This is a genomic window from Arenibacter algicola (assembly GCF_000733925.1).
Taxonomy (GTDB): Bacteria; Bacteroidota; Bacteroidia; order Flavobacteriales; family Flavobacteriaceae; genus Arenibacter; species Arenibacter algicola.
Genome location: NZ_JPOO01000001.1, coordinates 2,290,624 through 2,307,610, shown reverse-complemented (window position 1 = coordinate 2,307,610; position 16,987 = coordinate 2,290,624). Strand labels below are relative to the sequence as shown.

The following is a 16,987-nucleotide window of genomic DNA, read 5'->3' as shown; positions in this document are numbered from 1 at the left end:
AAAAGTATACGAAGACTTAGGATAAATCTTTCGGAATGGGATTATTTTCAACCTTCCCTATCCCCATGCGTCGAGCTTGGATTCCTATTAGGGGACCAGCGAGAATTGAGGAAAGGAGCGCTGAAAATACGATAGCCACAAATATTGCCTGTCCAATGAGTTCCAATTCTATGGCCAGAGTAGCAACCACAATTTCCATGGCGCCTCCGGGAGTAAAGATCAAGCCCATTAAAATAGATGTTTGTTGAGATTGCTTGCCCAATTTTGCTCCTAACCAGGCACCAATAAATTTACCCAAAATGGCAACTATACAGAATATAACAGTTGGCCATAATTCCAGTCCCACCAAAAAATCGATTTTGATACCAAGTGTTGCAAAAAAGAGGGGTACAAAAATAGCATGCAAAGTATCCGAAACGCTATTGCGAAGCTCCTCTGTTACTCTTTTGGCACTTCCCGCCATGGTACCTGCTAGGAAGAATCCCAGAATAGCATGAATTCCCATCCACTGCGTGATGGCTCCACAAAGCAATCCAACACTTACAATTAGAGTCTGTGCAGCTGCAGGCTGTGGCAATGAAGTTCCTTCGACTCGCTTTAAGGCAAAATTCAATACCTTGGCCCCAACGGCAATACTTACTATAATAAAGGCGATTACCAGCAATGCCCTTCCGCCCAATTCCATGACACCCATTGCATGGGCCGTTACCATTGACATTACCACAGTAAACAATAACCATCCAAAAATGTCATTGATAGCACAGGCCGAAAGGGCAAGGGACGCTTGTGGCGTTTTATTGATTCCAAGATCACCCAAGGCGCGCGCCACGACCGAGATGGCAGTGATAGAACATGCTACGGACAAAAATAAGGGGAAGGTAATTCCTGTGGCGGCCTCTCCCCAATAAATAGGGTCATATGAGCTAAAAATAGGATAGCCAATGGCAATGGGAAACAACACCCCGACAATGCCAATTAAAATAGACGCACGACCACTTCGGAGCGCATGCCCCACATTTACATGAAACCCTGAGGATAATAAGAGAAAAAAGACCCCTAGCCAAGAAACCGTTTCCAACATTATGTATTGGGGTTCGCTATCAGGAAAAAGCATGTTTTGTAAGTCCGGAGATACCCGACCAAGTAGGGTTGGCCCCAAAATAACGCCAGCTAAAATTTCACCGGCCAAGGCGGGAATTTTTATGGATTCACAGATAACACCTAGGGTTCGTGCAACCCCAAGAAGAACGAGGATCTGAATAATAAAAAGTAGAATATGGCTTTCGTTGAGGTAATGCATATCAATATTTTATCCTTTTGTAGTCATATTAGAGTGTATTAAGTACCTCTGAAAATTGCACTTGGCCAATTGCCAACACTATATCTCCGGTAGTCCAAATCTCCCTTTATATGTTATTCTGATGTTATTATATCCAATGAAGCGAAACCTCCAATTTTACTTGGACAACCCCTGATCGGTTTCATTACCATACTGCCCCTATCCATAACTTGAGATGCCTAAAACTCGGTTAAGACAGTAATACTATTTAATAATGGAACAATGTTTTATTTAAGTTTTATGCCTCCTTTTGAAAAGTAAAAAGTGGTATTCTAGTTTGAAATGCCGTATTTTGGGTGACGCTCTTTTGAAATACCTTTTCTAAAAAGTTGGTATGGTGGGTAAACATGATTACCATATCGGCGTCAACGTCGGCCACAAACTTATTGATGCCCAATACAACGGAGTTGATTTTTAGTTCGGTCATTTTTATCTTTTGATAAGAAAAATCTTTTATTAAACTCTTTTCCTTTTGCTGTAGATCCCCTTCAAAACCCTCATCATCCTTATCAATATGAAGAATTTGAATCCATGCATCCATTAATTTTGCGAAAGGGATAATTAGATCAAGCTCTTTCTCAAGATTGTAAAAGTCGCTGGAGTATACAATGTTTTTGATACCCTTATAACGGGCAAATTCAGGAATGGTAAGCACAGGGATACTACTTTTCTCTATTATACTGGCGGCATTACTACCAAAAAGAATCTTTTTAAGCCCACTGGCACCTTTGGTTCCGATACAAACAATATCGATATCATTTTTTAGGGCGGTCGTCTCAACGTATTTTCCTATAGACGTACCAGAGGTAATTTCATAGCTTATATCTACATTATGGCTATTATCTTTTTTTATAGACGCCAAAAGTTCTTTCATTGCCCTTTCCGAACTAGTTTTTATGGCCTCTTGAAGTTTATGGGAACCCACTCTGGCCATTGAAGGTGTATTGGTGTCTATTACATGGAGCAACATAAGCTTTACTTCCAAGTCCTTGCTCAAATCTACAGCATACTTGATCGCTACCTTGGATAATTCCGAAAAATCTGTTGGGATTAAAATTCTCATATAAAAACTGTTTTAGGTTTATACTTTAAAAATATCCAACTCCTGGGTCAAATAATATGATATTGGTCATCCCTTGTAATAATATATGACGGACCCACATGTTCTACCAAACTTAAATATATCTAAACTATAAAATGTTGTGGTCTTTTTAATGAACTCCGGGAGTAGGTAGTCTTCCTGTTGGCTCCTATTGTAGCGCTTAGCACACCCCTTTAACGTATTATTCCAAGCCAGGCGCATTGCCCAAGTCCTGAAAATCTGTCACAGGGCTTTCAACCTCATCTTCTAATCTCGTGTAAGGCCAACACCGGAATGCCAGTGTGATAATTAAGGTTCTTCACCATTGGCCGTGATAAAATCATTCCAAAAAAACTATGTCTTCTATTAATAAAGGAAACCATATCACTCCCACGACTTTCTATAAATGAATTGATTGCAGCTTGAACATCTTTATTTTTTAGGGTATGAAACGAGTAGTCCAGATCTTCAAAATAATCCTTTAATAAATTTTTATTGGTGACTTGATCCTCATCAAGGCTTTCATTTTTATTAACCACATTTAGCACTACAATGGACGAATTGGACATTTTTGCTATGTCGACCAAATATTGAAATTCTCGTCTTTTAAAGGTTGTTCTATAATCTGTTGGAAAAACAATTTCCTTTATTTCCTTATAGATCGTTTTTGATGGGATGGCAAGCACGGGACAGTTTCTGATTTCTTCCATAGCAAGCACCGTTTGGCTCCCGAATATTTCAATTCTGGAATTCGTTGCTCCCTGGGTGCCCATGACAACCATTTCGATATCCTGTTTATCCACCATGGTCTTAATTATGTCCAATAGATTACCACATTCGGATACCACGTGGAATTCATGATTCCTTGAATTATCATCATGTGATAGCCACTCAAGAATAACCCTCAAGCCACCGATCGATTTTTCCCTAAATTCCTCCAAATCCCTAGCAATAGCAAGCTCCATTGTATAGGGTTCTGCATTATACGTATTTAGTATATAAAAAACACAGGTTTCGTTCTTAAACAGTTTAACTGCATATTCAATGGCGTTTTGGGCGTTTTTTGAAAAATCTGTAGGACAAAGAATTCTTCGTTTCATAATAATCAAGTATTTAAACGTTTAGAATCAAATATATCCTTATAATAATTAGGCAACAATGATATTTATCAGATAAGCTTCCAATACCAGTTCTCTGAAAATGAACCTATAGAAGAGCCGATCGCCTTAGGTATTATTATATTATGCTTTAGGTTTGGCAAATAAGTCCTCCCTCCCACCACCGGGTCTGGTAATTAACAGTTAGATAATGGCCAATGTAATTTTATAGTATTAGAGATCACAAAAGATTTCAGACCGCGCTAAACCTTTGCAATATTTAATCCTCTAAATCTATAGTGAAAAACTTGACAATATTTATTTAAAAAGAAGTTACAAAAGTGTATCCCCCTCTTAACCGTTTTATTTCTTCCGTTATGAATGTTGCCTTCGTTGTGCCAACAACCTGGATGCATCCTAAAACATGCTATAAAGGGTAGTTACTATTGCCCCTTTACCATCATTGGAAACATGGGATAACAATTGCTTTTCCTCCTTTACCTTCAAATTGAATGGTGGGGCCAATAAGTTTAGACCGCTTTGTTTTTTTAACCTAATGCCCTGTCCAGAAATAATATCCTTATTGGGTACAAAATCCCCTTCAGGTAAATGCTCCGTTATCACGACATATTTATACTTGGACAACTTACCCGCTACACTATGTACCTCGGCGTTGGATAAATGTTGAAGCACTTGTCTCAATATGGCACAATCCCCGGAAGGCAGATCATCCATGGCGATATCCAAACATTGGAATTCCAAATTTCCTTCCTCAAATTTTTTCCTATTACGTGCTATAAGCCCTGGTACTATATCTATGCCTGTGTACTTCTTGGTATGCCTTACCAATTGCTTCCCTACATTAAAATCCCCGCAACCTAAATCGCATACGGAAAGGGGTTCTTTAAAAGAACTCAAGAATGATGTTAAAACAGCTATATATGGATTTAAAATTTCAGGATGATGTGACCCTTCACCAGAATAATAATCGGAATTATCACCGCCCCACAGTTTCATTTCATAAACCTGTTCCATTGCCGCTTTGGTAGGCCAAGGCTTCTTCTTTATTTTATTTCCAATTTCCTCCTTCTTCACAAATATTAATATTTGCATTATTCTCCGACCTAAAAACAAACGTACAGCAATAACGCAGATGATAAAACTTATTGAAATACCTTGACTTTGAAAAATTTATGCCAATTTGCTCCTATTTTTTAAAATAACAAGGGTTACAACATGAATAAGTACGATGGCCAAGGGGATGGCTACAATTCTTAAGTCTGGAAAAAGGTACCACAAAATTACAATACTTACAGTTCTTGCTATAGCGTGTACTATGCCTATCCAATGCTTCCAGTAGCAATAAAGAGCACCCAAACCTTAACTTTATCCGAGAAAAACATACCCGAAAAGGCTACCAACAACCAAGCTACTAAACCTGAAAGAGGCGTTGCAGAAAATGGACCTTTTGAACATTCCTGTCGTTGTTGCTCCAATGTCTTCATTCCACAAAATTAAAATAATCTACCTGGAGACCTGCTTTCCTGTACTATAATTTTTCTCCTTTTTTAGCCCTTTGAACAATAGCCATATGGTAAATGATAGCTCCCCAATTACTCCTGTCAATACCACGCCCATTTCAAAATAGGGTCGGTAAACAAGGTAATTTTCATACGCTAATTTTGCTATACTATCCAACATATAACCCATAGCAGCCAGTAGTAAAAACAGGCCGATAATTTTTGGGATAAAGGTGGATTTCAAACTAAGAAATCCAAGAACTATCAAGTGCAGGCCAAAAATCAATAATCCCAAGGTCCAAACTAAATCAAAATCCGACACAAGATTCATTACTTCGAGTTCCAGGTCAATAGCGCTCTCCACTTCGGCCGTGAGTTGGTATGCCCTCCACAATTTTGACAAAGCTATACCGAAAATAATAGCATGCATTAGTCGGAAAAAAGAGGCCACAAAAGATAAATTCCTACTGACCGATTGCGTCAAATAGAAAAGTGACCATACCAGTAGAACATCAAAGAACAACATCACTACAAATCCTAACAGACCGTATCCAAACTGAGAGTGTCCGTTCACAAAATTTGTAAGCGTGACTGTAGGGCTATGAATATCCACTAGACTTTCAAGTACAGAAAAATTGGCATAAAAACCTGAAAGAAAAATCATTAAATAGGCTATTCCAGAAATTTTTGCGATTTGTTTCATGCGTACCATCTTTATGATTTGTGCGAAACTATTATCTTTAAAATTTAAATATATTGACTTTAGTTAAGATTAACGGGCCTTACCTTGTTCCTAACGGGATTTTTTTCGAATTTTAAACGGAAATCTAATTAAGAATAATCCAATCTGTAAATAATGTATGACCACCTCATTGGAAATATTAAGGAATTGGTTCCTCTTACCGAAGATGAATCCAAGCTGATCCAGAAATCGTTTGAGCCCGTATCCCTCAAAAAGAAACAATTTTTACTTCAAAGTGGGGAATACTCCAATCATATGCGCTTTATTTCCGAAGGATGCGTAAAACTTTTTAGTATAGATGAATTGGGTGCTGAACATATTCTTCAATTTGGAATAAATGGATGGTGGATCAACGACCTGTACGCCTATCTCACCCAGAAACCTGCCACTTTCTTTATTCAGGCCATAACGCAGAGTACAGTGATGCAAATTCATAGGGATAGATTAAATGATCTCTTTGATGAAATCCATATGATGGATCGATTTTTTCGTATCAAAACCCAAAACGGTTATGTTGCCCTTCAGGAAAGAACGATCAACAACATGAGTCAGTCTGCCGAGCAACGTTACCTTGAGTTTATTGGACGTTACCGGGACATAGAACAACAAATTCCTCAATATATGCTTGCCTCCTACTTGGGAGTCACTCCTGAACACCTAAGTACAATCCGAAAAAATTTAAGGGATTATTAGCGTTCTTAAGATACCTTAATGAAATAGTTCCCCATGGTTTTGATATTTGCTCCAACAAAATATTTTAATCATGAAAAGGACAAAAATTTTTATTGCAATCCTGCTCTTTTTTCAATTTTTGGCTATAGGGCAGCAACATGAAACAGTGGGCAAAAGTCCATGGGGACCAAAGGATCAAATTGGCACCCTAAATATGATGACCGAAGCTTCTAAGCTAGAGGTACTATCCAAAATATCCTCCGGAAAGACATACGACCTTAGTGTAGATTACTTTGTTGGAATGCCCAGCTTTCATTCCTTGGGAGATCCTGGATACCAGTATTGGCTTACACATACACCACATGGTACTATAGTGGACAATCCCAATGGTCTAGGAGAGAAAATGAACAAAAAGGTTAGCTATACCGGGGACGCCATCTCCATGTACACCCATATGGGGACGCATATAGATGCATTGAACCACTTTGGTCTAGATGGTAAAATATGGAATGGATATACCCCAGAGGAATACCTTGGGGACAAGGGCTGGAAGAAGACCGGAGCAGAAACCATTCCGCCAATTATTGCCAGGGGGGTACTATTGGACGTAGCGAATGCCAAAGGACCACTTCCAAAAAACTATCGCATCACTTCCCAGGACCTTCAGCTCACCTTAGAGAAACAGGGTATGGAGCTAAAACCCGGAGACGTTGTATTGATCAGGACGGGCCAAGCCGAGTTTTATGAAGATGCCCCGCACTATTTGGATAACTATCCAGGTATAGGCCTTGATGCCGTTAAGTGGTTGGTAGAGGAGAAGGGAATTATGCTCCTAGGTGCGGATAACCTTAGTTTTGAGGCCTTTCCGCCAGAACGGAAAGACAATTGGGTACCTGTGCATACATACCTGCTTGCGGAAAAAGGAGTAATGTTTATAGAGCAGCTATATTTGGAAAAACTATCCAAAGACGCGGTGTATGAATTTGCGTTCATTGCAGCCTCCCTGAAATTAAGGGGTGCCAGCGCCTCCCCTATGCGGCCCATAGCCATCCCAATGAACATGAAAGAGTAAGGCCATGAACAATTCATCATTATTACTGCTTTCGTTTTCGGTAGGTATTTTGGTCGTAATCCAAGGTGGAATAAACGCTAGGCTTGGGGTACTGCTAAACAGCAGCTTGTTGGCTACATCAGCAGCCTTGATTATGAGCGCGAGTTTTACGCTAATTGCGGTTTTCATGACCGTCCGCGAACTTCCAAGTACAGACCAAATACAATCGATCCCTGCCTATATGTGGTTTACGGGAGGCGCTCTAAGTTTCTTGGCAGTAACGCTCTTTTACTACATCATTCCACGTATTGGGATATCTACGGCGGTAGTTTTTGGGCTTAGTGGTCAAATAATTTTTGCTGCTATAGCAGGGCATTTTGGTTGGTTTGGAATGCCCTTGGAACCCATGACCATTAAAAAAATAATGGGAATGTTAGTGATGACCTTGGGAATAATACTCATAAAATATTAAAGTGATGGATTTAACCAGAGAAAACATAAGGAATCTAACTAATCTATGGAGCCTGGCAGGCAGGGCCAATGGCCAATTTTACAGCGATGATGATTACGCCATAAGCACTGTGGCAGCATCAGAATGGCCCAATAAACTATGGTTTCATCGGCCTCCGAGCAGAAAGAAATTGGAAGAAATTCTCGATAGAACCAATATCGCTGGGTTCACCATCCCCGTATGGCAAACCAATGTCACCGAGAAACTTTTATTGTCCCAAAACTTTATACTAAAAAATGAACTGACCGGCATGTCCATACAGCTGAAGGATAACCACTACCATACCAGTGAACTATCCTTCCAAAAGGTAACGGACACTGGCACAGCTGCACTGTGGTCCAGTCTTTTTCTTAAGGCTTTTGGATATTGTATCAGCCCGGAAACGGTAGTACTCACCATGAACAGGGTAGACTATCTCATTGGGTACCATGGATCCCAATCTATTGGGACAGCTGTTCTTTTTAATGACACCCCTAATTTGGCCGGTATTCACTCCATTGGTGTTGTCCCGGACCATAGACGAAAGGGATATGCAGCAGACCTACTGAACCATGTTCTAAACTTGGCCAAGCAACAGGGAGCCATGTATGCTACCCTACAGGCCTCACAAATGGCAAAGGGACTTTATTTAAAAACTGGATTTCGAGAAGATTTCCTCCTTAAAAATTTTGTAAAACATTAAAACATAAAAAAATGAACTTAATAGACAATCTTAATTGGCGATATGCCACCAAAATGTTCGACCCAAAAAGAAAAGTAAGCGAGCAAGACCTGGAATATTTAAAAGAAGCAATAAGGCTTTCCGTATCGTCCTATGGCCTACAACTTTATAAGGTATTGATCATTGAAAACGATGAAATCAGGGCAGCACTGCGAAAAGCCTCTTGGGACCAATCGCAAATTACCGACGCATCCCAGCTCTTCGTTTTTTGTAATTACACCCTTGACTATGATCGGCACGTAGATGATTTTATACAACGAATTATGACTGCTCTAGGGAATTCGTCCGAAGGTATAATAGAGTATGGGGAATTCATTAAGACCAGTATCGCAAAGATGTCCGCTGAAGATCGGAAAAGCTGGTCGGAAAAGCAGACCTATCTGGCCTTGAACAACCTACTAATTGCCTGCGCAGAGCTAAAAATAGACGCCTGTCCCATGGAAGGGTTTAACAACCAGGCCTACAATCAAATACTGGGATTGGATGAGCTAGGACTTAATGCAGCCGTGATAGCCCCAGTAGGTTATAGATCTGCTTCAGACAAAACACAGAATAGAAAAAAGGTTAGAAAAACCAAGGAAGAATTGTTTCAAACTGCCTAACTAACATGAATTCAACATAAAAAATAATTACAAGACATTGATTTAGTGCAAATTAAAAAATTACTACTGTCTCCTCGAGCCTGCCTCCGGAAGGCAGGCGGAGTCGAGAGGTTATTGTACTATAACGATTTTTAATTGAGGTCTCGACTACGCTCGACCGGACAAAATTATCATAAAGAACTTATTGACAATTAAATGTAAAACGAACTCACGATAACTAAATAGAATTGAAAAAAAGTATGGCAAGTCCAACATCCAAATAAAGCAGGTTGGACTTGCCAAAAATTAACTAAAGAAAAATTGTATGCCACACTTTGTAATTGATTGCTCAGAAAACATATTAAACAAAAAGACTCCAAACGAAATCATACAGAGAGTTTATGATTCCGCTGAAGCATCCGGTCTTTTTGAAGACGGGGACATTAAGGTAAGGATCAATCCCTTCAAATATTATACGATAGGCAATACCAGGAACGACTTTATGCACATTTTTGCCAATATTATGGAAGGAAGAAGCAATCTCGAAAAAAGTGATTTATCGAAAAGAATAGTTTCTGAATTGACATCAATGCTTCCCGAAGTTCCCATTATTTCCATAAACATCCGGGATTTTGAGAAAGCCACCTACTGCAATAAATCGATGGTGGAAGGAAAGTAAGCATGGAAATATCAGGGATAATATTGAAACAAATTCTAGTCCTTGGCGCAACTATAGCTATTATTTTCATCTATGGATATGTTAAGAATATTGTATTCATTTTAAAGTGAATGCAAACTATATATTTTGGAAGGTACAATCCATTCAGAATTGAAAAAGTAAAGCAATTGGTTTTGTCAGAGATAATTGTTTGCAGAATGATTATGGACAAGGTAGTATCCAATGGATAATATAACCCATGTTCATATGCAAGGTTTGCTATGAACAAGGAATCAAATGTATAATATTGGGACAATAATCTGTAACATTTACACAGTATCTATTACCAATGTGGGAATATACTAGTATCACCTTTGAGATTAAAAATGAATGTTTTAAATGAAAAAATTAGTATTCAGTTATTTTAACACCTTTAATGGACTATCTAAAGAGGTGTGGTGGCTGTCACTTATTACACTTATTAACAGGGCCGGTACCATGGTTATACCATTTCTTTCCCTATACCTTACCCAAAGTTTGGACTTCAGCCTTTCGGATGTGGGGTGGATCATGGCACTCTTTGGCCTAGGGTCAGTTATCGGCTCTTGGTTGGGAGGAAAGTTAACGGATAGAATAGGCTATTATAAGGTTATGGTAATAAGTCTATTGGCTTCAGGAGTTTCGTTTATCCTCTTACAATACATAACAACATTTATTGGTTTTTGTGTTGGAGTCTTAATGCTAATGGCCATAGCCGATATGTTCCGTCCGGCCATGTTTGTGGCCTTGAGCTCCTATAGCAAACCAGAAAATAGAACGCGTTCCATAACCCTGATCAGGTTGGCCATTAATTTGGGTTTTTCTGCGGGACCTGCCCTGGGAGGCCTTATTATTTTTACCCTTAGTTATGGGGGACTTTTTTGGATAGATGGCATTACTTGTTTTATTGCGGGAATGTTATTGTTGAAAATTCTTAATCCTAGGAAAGCAAAGGTTATTGAGCAGGTTAAGGTGGTAAATCCCGCAGAAGCGTATACAGATAAGGCCTTTATGATTCTTTTGATTGGCATGACATTATTTGGACTGGCATTCTTTCAACTGTTATCTACCCTTCCCCTGTTTTATAAGGATGTGCATCATTTAACGGAGGCAGAGATCGGCCTGCTCCTAGGCTTGAACGGCTTTCTTATTTTTATTTTTGAAATGCCATTGATCAAATGGTTGGAAAGTAGTAAAAATAGTATGTCCAAACTCATCCTAATCGGGGTGCTATTAACGGCATTGAGCTTCATTGTAATCAATCTTACCGGATGGATAGGAGTCCTGGTTATTGGAATGGTTCTTATGTCCTTTGGAGAAATGATCGTATTCCCGTTCTCCAATTCCTTGGCCCTGAATAGATCCGCAAAAGGAAACCAAGGCCAATACATGGCCTATTACTCCATTTCCTTCTCCATAGCCCATATTTTTGGTCACAGCATCGGAATGAATTTAGTGGCGAATTTGGGATATACGTCTACCTGGAATATCATTACCCTATTGGCCATATCCAGTGCAGCATTTATGTTGTTCCTGATTTATTTTTTAAAGAAAGAAAACAAAACGGCTTCTTTGAAAACTATTGGATAATCTTGGACCAATGGCTACTACTGTACATAAATATTACCACTTATAGGTATGAAAGTGGAGATATCAGATTTTGAGGAAAACGATAGAGCACTGCTCCAACAAATTTATTTTGAAGTTCGTAATTCCACTTTTACATGGTTGCCCAAAGATTCTGTAGACAAATCTTCGTTTAACCAAGACACCGAAGGAGAATACATTTTGGTAGCGAAGGTGGGAGCAGAAATAGTTGGTTTTGCTTCCATATGGCTTCAGGACAGCTTCCTTCACCATCTTTATATATCCAAGCATTATCAACGTAAAGGTATTGGCACCTTACTATTGAACAAAATCATTGAAAAAGGCAATTCTGACCTTAGCTTAAAATGTTTGAAACAAAATAAATCAGGTGTCCATTTCTATTTGAAGTCGGGATGGGTAGCGGTATCCGAAGGAACATCAAATGAAGGGGAGTATATTTTATTTAAGTACCCTATATCCAATTTGTAATTTACAGTTCCAATACATGTGTATGTGGAAAAGCAATTACTTTATACGGATCTTGTTCCTAGGTATTCTATTCGTTAATTTTTCTTCCTTTAAGCATTCAACACCTAAACCTTCAGAAAAAGGGGGCATCCCCCCGCAATCATTGGTATTTAATACCGATGGCTTGTACAATGCCGAGTTTTTCGATTATATCTTTAGGGGTCATTTTGAAAATATTGAATTAAAACGTGAGGACATGCGATTCCTTATGATTTTTGAGCAATACTTAAGGGCCTTTGGCAGAGAATGTCCAAGTTACCTGCCAGATGACAAGGTGGAGATTATGGAACAGGTATGTGCCGTAGAAGAGGTTTCCAAAAACATCTATGGAGATGTGCTTAGTAGGGTTTGTGTTGAATATAAATGGGTAGGCACAGGTCTTTTTGCTCGCCCAGACCTTTATAACGCCAAAATAGAAGTTGAAAATATCCAAAAGGCCGATGCCGTGCGTACTACAATGGACATGATATTGGACCCAAATGCCATGGGCAATTCAGTAGATTTAATGCATCAGGCCAAAGGATTAAAAAATGATATGCTTCAAATTTTTAAGATTAACAGCTGTAATAGTGCCGGTGTTCGAAGATTTGAAGAAAACCTAAAACTCTTTGCCCTGAACAAACCTTCGATCCGCATGGAGGGCAGCAGCAAATATGCCGCCATGAAAAAATCTGGGGGACCTACCGGATCCCAGGATTATAGTAAGTTGATAGATGACCTGGTAGCCAACCAATCCAAAACCTGGTCGTTCAATCGTTATACCCCGGGAAGTATTTCCGCTGTTTCCATACTGTCCAAAGACAGTGAAGGGAGGCCTAAATCAGTAAAGGCCAATTATAGTTATTCAGGTTTTGGAAGCAGCAGTAAAGGTTGGGTGCAAATCGACTTTAACAATGGCTTGCCCAAATGCATTTATTTTTTCGACTTTCCCACGAACTGCAAAACACCGAACAGTAGTATTGTGGCCTCATATGCTCAGGGCGATTATGGGAGATAGGCTTTGCTAAAAGCACGCGTATGAAAATCTATAACAAACTCCCCCTAATTCATATAGATGGGTTAATTTTATTCTGGATGAAAAGGAGTACTGACTCCTATATGGCCACAGACAATAAAAAATGAGTTCATTTATGATTATAACTAAATTAACCACAAAGGAACAGGCCGCTATTCTGGAAGTTTTAAAAACCAGATTCAACCAGAACATGAATAGGCATAAAGGTCTTGAATGGAATGCTATAGAGAATAAATTTAATTACAATCCTGAAAAATTATGGTCCCTAAACGAAATGGAAAAGACCGGAGGGGAACCGGATGTGGTCGATTTTGATGTGGAAAGTGGTGCATATATCTTTTTTGATTGTTCGGCGGAAAGCCCTGCGGGAAGAAGAAGTGCCTGCTATGACCAGGAGGCACTGGAATCTAGGAAAAAGTTCAAACCCAAACACAATGCCATTTCTATGGCCTTGGCCATGGGAGTAGATTTAATGACCGAAGAGGACTATAGAAAACTACAAAAATTGGGGAAGTTCGATACAAAAACATCTAGTTGGATTCAGACTCCGTCCGATATTCGATTACTTGGAGGGGCACTGTTTGCCGATTATAGGTACGGTCATGTTTTTGTTTATCACAATGGGGCCGATTCCTATTATGCCGCCAGAGGGTTCCGCGGTAGATTAAGGGTCTAATTCAAAGGGATTTGGATGCAATTAAAGTATAAATAAGCTATAAAACTTTATATTCTACAATTTTAAATGGTCAACTTAAAAAGAACAAGTGGGTATTCCAGTGAGTATTAGCATTCCCATTTACTGCCAAAAATGAAAGATTATTGCTATATTACGTAACACAAAAAACCGAAACAAATGCCATCCAACAGACGTAAATTTATAGGCCAATCCTTTGCCTCCTTAGCCGGAATAACCGCCACCGCTATGGTCCCGACCCACATTTTTGGCCACAACCTACATAATACCTCTAGGCCTGAAGAAATTATATTGCAGCCCAATAAGCCTTCCAACACCAAAGAATCCATTAGGTTTTCCGTAATAGGGTTAAACCATGGCCATATTTATGGTATGGTAGATTCTCTAATCAACGGTGGTGGAAGTCTGGTAGCCGTTTATGCCAAGGAGCCCGAATTGTTGCAGCAATTCACCAAGCGCTACCCCAAGGCAAAAATTGCAAAAAGCGAAAATGAAATTATTGAGGACAATTCAATCCAGCTGGTGGCCAGCGCTGCCATTCCGATAGAAAGGGCTCCGATAGGCATTCGAGTAATGCAGTCCGGAAAGGATTTTATGGCGGACAAACCTGGCATTCTTACTTTGGAACAATTGAAGGAAGTAAAAAAAGTACAAAAGGAAACGCAGCGCATTTATTCCATAGTGTATAGTGAACGTTTAGGTAATCCGGCCTCTGTAAAAGCCGGGGAATTGGTCAGTGCCGGAGCCATAGGAAAGGTGGTACAAACTATAGGGCTGGGACCGCACCGAATGCGACCCGAATCGCGTCCCGACTGGTTTTTCGACCCCGAAAAAGCAGGAGGTATTCTATGTGACATAGGCTCGCACCAATGTGATCAATTTCTATTCTACACCAACTCCAAACAAGCGGATGTCAATTTTTCCCAAATAGGAAATTTTAAGAACTCCGACAATCCCGTATACCAGGATTTTGGTGACATGAGCGTAAGAAGTGCACACGCTACCGGATACATCAGAATCGACTGGTTTACACCGGAGGGACTAGGCACTTGGGGAGATGGGCGTACCTTTATTCTGGGTACGGATGGCTATATTGAAATGCGAAAATACATCGACATTGCAGGCAAAGAGGGGGGTAATCACCTATTTTTAGTAAACCAAAAAGAAACCAAATATTACGATTGCTCCAATATCTATATGCCCTATGGCGAACAATTGGTAAACGATGTAGTTCACCGTACCGAAACAGCCATGACACAGGAACATTGTTTCCTTGCTACGGAATTGGCGCTGAAGGGTCAAAAAATGGCTCATAAACTCAATGTTTGATCTATATTAAGTATGACTAATTAAATGAGTGGGGAAACCAACATATCCAAATTAATACAGGAAATGTCCCCTGAACTGAACCCAGGGGAATACGTATTTTCTACAGTACCAAACACGGATGATATTAAAAGAAAGGATACTCTTTGTGAATTAAAGGAAAAGGAAGGAACTACTGTAGTAATCGAAAAGAGCAAAGCGGACCACTTAAAACTACCCTATGATTATGTGGCCTCTTGGATTACCTTAAGAATTCATTCCTCATTGGAAGCAGTAGGTCTTACTGCAGTGTTTTCTACAGCATTGGCCAAAAATGATATAAGCTGTAATGTAATAGCCGGCTATTATCACGACCATATTTTTGTGGATACAAAGGATTCCGAAAAGGCAATGTCTGTTTTAACAGCCCTAGCCCATAAGTCCAAATAGCAGGCTCCCTAGCTTCAATGGTTGGTGCCCTGCCCTATTCCCTCCCTTAATGTCTGGACCATATTTTACCTAAAATTGTATCATTATCATTTTACCGACATATTAATCATTTAATTAAAAAGATTTTAACTAAATATTTACTATTATTGATGACTGATATCAGTTATAATAGGTTTCCCTGAATATCCAGAGCCATTGGATATGCTAAATTGGAAGCCTTTTACTATTCTAAAGCACCAATGATCAACTATAAAAATTTAAACCAACAATGAGAAGAGCAACCATTTTTACATCGTTTTTAGTATTTGCGTTTACCACCCTTACACTAGCCCAGGATATACAGCCGACTGAAGTTCTACAGGTCATGGAGAAAGTGGCCGACTGGCAGATAGACAATTACGAAGGGCTCTACAGCGGACATGATAAGCCGCACCACCCATTGGACTGGACCAATGGTGCCTTGTATGTAGGTATGGTAAAATGGGCGGCTTTGGCAGATAATGACAAATATTATGAGTGGCTAAAAGACATTGGACAAAAGCATGAATGGCAATTACACCGTAGAAAATACCATGCAGATGATCATACCGTTGGTCAGTTATATATTGATCTGTATAGAAAATATCAGGACAAGCAAATGATAGAACCCACCAAAGAACAATTCAATTTTATCATGTACCATCCTTCTCTAAGCTCCCTTCATTGGAAAACTCCCTATCACCAGGACCGTTGGAATTGGTGCGATGCCCTTTTCATGTCTCCACCTGTCTGGGCAAAATTGTACAATGTTACAGGTGAAAAAAAATATCTCGATTTCATGATGACGGAATTCAAGGCCACTACCGATTTCCTGTTCGATAAAAAGGAAAGCCTTTACTACAGGGACGAAAGTTATATGGGCAAATTGGACAACGGTACCAAAATATTTTGGGCAAGGGGTAACGGCTGGGTATTTGCCGGACTCGTTAATGTCATGAACGAATTGGATCCGCAGAGCAAGGAATACAAATATTTCCTGAACATTTACAAAAAAATGGCTGCCAAATTGCTGGAAATACAAACTCCCGAAGGCCATTGGGCCATGAGTTTATTGGGGCAGAAATTTTACCCTACTCCGGAAACCAGTGGAACCGCTTTTAATGTATACGGTTTGGCCTGGGGCATAAACCAGGGAATATTGGATAAAGCCGCCTATACCCCTGCTGTAAAAAAAGGATGGAACGCCTTGGTGGGCCATGTTACCAACGAAGGCATGTTGGGCTATGTTCAGCCTATTGGAGCCGCACCAGGGAAGGCCTGGGCCGACAAAACGGAAGTTTATGGTACGGGAGCATTTCTAAGCGCCGGTTCTGAAGTTTACAAGTTGTACGGGGGAAAATAAGGCACCAGTAATTAT

The 16,987-nt window shown here is 39.7% G+C and carries 19 protein-coding genes; 13 read left to right on the top strand and 6 right to left on the bottom strand.

The window, feature by feature from the left end:
* Window positions 1-16: 16 nt before the first annotated feature.
* The 6 genes from U735_RS0109835 to U735_RS0109810 all read right to left on the bottom strand — a co-directional run bounded on the left by U735_RS0109835 (window position 17) and on the right by U735_RS0109810 (window position 5,740).
* Entirely contained in the window at window positions 17-1,300 is a 1,284-nt protein-coding gene (locus U735_RS0109835) for a cation:proton antiporter (protein ID WP_031443668.1), read from the bottom strand.
* Window positions 1,301-1,577: 277 nt separating this feature from the next.
* Window positions 1,578-2,402, bottom strand: coding sequence for a universal stress protein (locus tag U735_RS0109830; protein ID WP_031443667.1), 825 nt, complete (start codon window positions 2,400-2,402; stop codon window positions 1,578-1,580).
* Between the two features lie 278 nt (window positions 2,403-2,680).
* Window positions 2,681-3,520, bottom strand: a complete 840-nt coding sequence (locus U735_RS0109825; RefSeq protein WP_031443666.1) for a universal stress protein — start codon at window positions 3,518-3,520, stop codon at window positions 2,681-2,683.
* A 414-nt stretch (window positions 3,521-3,934) separates the two neighbouring features.
* Window positions 3,935-4,612 carry a class I SAM-dependent methyltransferase gene (locus U735_RS0109820; protein WP_031443665.1) on the bottom strand — a complete coding sequence of 226 codons (678 nt, stop codon included), beginning with the start codon at window positions 4,610-4,612 and terminating at the stop codon, window positions 3,935-3,937.
* 245 nt (window positions 4,613-4,857) lie between these two features.
* Window positions 4,858-5,022, bottom strand: a complete 165-nt coding sequence (locus U735_RS25960; protein WP_232233214.1) for a hypothetical protein — start codon at window positions 5,020-5,022, stop codon at window positions 4,858-4,860.
* Window positions 5,023-5,041: 19 nt separating this feature from the next.
* The gene (locus U735_RS0109810) at window positions 5,042-5,740 is read right to left on the bottom strand and encodes a DUF4386 domain-containing protein (protein ID WP_180994024.1); all 699 of its coding nucleotides are present in this window, start codon (window positions 5,738-5,740) and stop codon (window positions 5,042-5,044) included.
* 153 nt (window positions 5,741-5,893) lie between these two features.
* Here U735_RS0109810 and U735_RS0109805 point away from each other — a divergent pair, with 153 nt between their 5' ends.
* From U735_RS0109805 to U735_RS0109735, 13 genes are all read left to right on the top strand, one after another.
* Window positions 5,894-6,472: a Crp/Fnr family transcriptional regulator gene (locus U735_RS0109805; RefSeq protein WP_031443663.1), complete on the top strand. Its 579-nt coding sequence runs from the start codon at window positions 5,894-5,896 to the stop codon at window positions 6,470-6,472.
* A 70-nt stretch (window positions 6,473-6,542) separates the two neighbouring features.
* Complete coding sequence (locus U735_RS0109800; protein WP_031443662.1) at window positions 6,543-7,523, top strand: cyclase family protein; 981 nt, start codon at window positions 6,543-6,545, stop codon at window positions 7,521-7,523.
* 4 nt (window positions 7,524-7,527) lie between these two features.
* Window positions 7,528-7,974 carry a DMT family transporter gene (locus U735_RS0109795; protein ID WP_031443661.1) on the top strand — a complete coding sequence of 149 codons (447 nt, stop codon included), beginning with the start codon at window positions 7,528-7,530 and terminating at the stop codon, window positions 7,972-7,974.
* A gap of 4 nt (window positions 7,975-7,978) precedes the next feature.
* Complete coding sequence (locus tag U735_RS0109790; RefSeq protein ID WP_031443660.1) at window positions 7,979-8,695, top strand: GNAT family N-acetyltransferase; 717 nt, start codon at window positions 7,979-7,981, stop codon at window positions 8,693-8,695.
* 11 nt (window positions 8,696-8,706) lie between these two features.
* A complete protein-coding gene (locus U735_RS0109785; RefSeq protein WP_031443659.1) occupies window positions 8,707-9,336 on the top strand; it encodes an NAD(P)H-dependent oxidoreductase in 630 nt (209 codons plus the stop codon).
* Between the two features lie 304 nt (window positions 9,337-9,640).
* A complete protein-coding gene (locus U735_RS0109780; protein ID WP_031443658.1) occupies window positions 9,641-9,994 on the top strand; it encodes a 5-carboxymethyl-2-hydroxymuconate Delta-isomerase in 354 nt (117 codons plus the stop codon).
* Between the two features lie 378 nt (window positions 9,995-10,372).
* Window positions 10,373-11,602 carry an MDR family MFS transporter gene (locus tag U735_RS0109770; protein ID WP_031443657.1) on the top strand — a complete coding sequence of 410 codons (1,230 nt, stop codon included), beginning with the start codon at window positions 10,373-10,375 and terminating at the stop codon, window positions 11,600-11,602.
* 48 nt (window positions 11,603-11,650) lie between these two features.
* Complete coding sequence (locus tag U735_RS0109765; protein ID WP_031443656.1) at window positions 11,651-12,088, top strand: GNAT family N-acetyltransferase; 438 nt, start codon at window positions 11,651-11,653, stop codon at window positions 12,086-12,088.
* A 22-nt stretch (window positions 12,089-12,110) separates the two neighbouring features.
* Window positions 12,111-13,124, top strand: a complete 1,014-nt coding sequence (locus U735_RS0109760; protein WP_103103949.1) for a hypothetical protein — start codon at window positions 12,111-12,113, stop codon at window positions 13,122-13,124.
* A 133-nt stretch (window positions 13,125-13,257) separates the two neighbouring features.
* Window positions 13,258-13,818, top strand: coding sequence for a DUF4256 domain-containing protein (locus U735_RS0109750; protein WP_103103952.1), 561 nt, complete (start codon window positions 13,258-13,260; stop codon window positions 13,816-13,818).
* 177 nt (window positions 13,819-13,995) lie between these two features.
* Window positions 13,996-15,165, top strand: coding sequence for a Gfo/Idh/MocA family protein (locus tag U735_RS0109745; protein ID WP_031443653.1), 1,170 nt, complete (start codon window positions 13,996-13,998; stop codon window positions 15,163-15,165).
* A 24-nt stretch (window positions 15,166-15,189) separates the two neighbouring features.
* Entirely contained in the window at window positions 15,190-15,591 is a 402-nt protein-coding gene (locus U735_RS0109740; protein WP_031443652.1) for an ACT domain-containing protein, read from the top strand.
* A gap of 268 nt (window positions 15,592-15,859) precedes the next feature.
* Window positions 15,860-16,972, top strand: a complete 1,113-nt coding sequence (locus tag U735_RS0109735; RefSeq protein ID WP_031443651.1) for a glycoside hydrolase family 88/105 protein — start codon at window positions 15,860-15,862, stop codon at window positions 16,970-16,972.
* The last annotated feature ends 15 nt before the right edge of the window (window positions 16,973-16,987 follow it).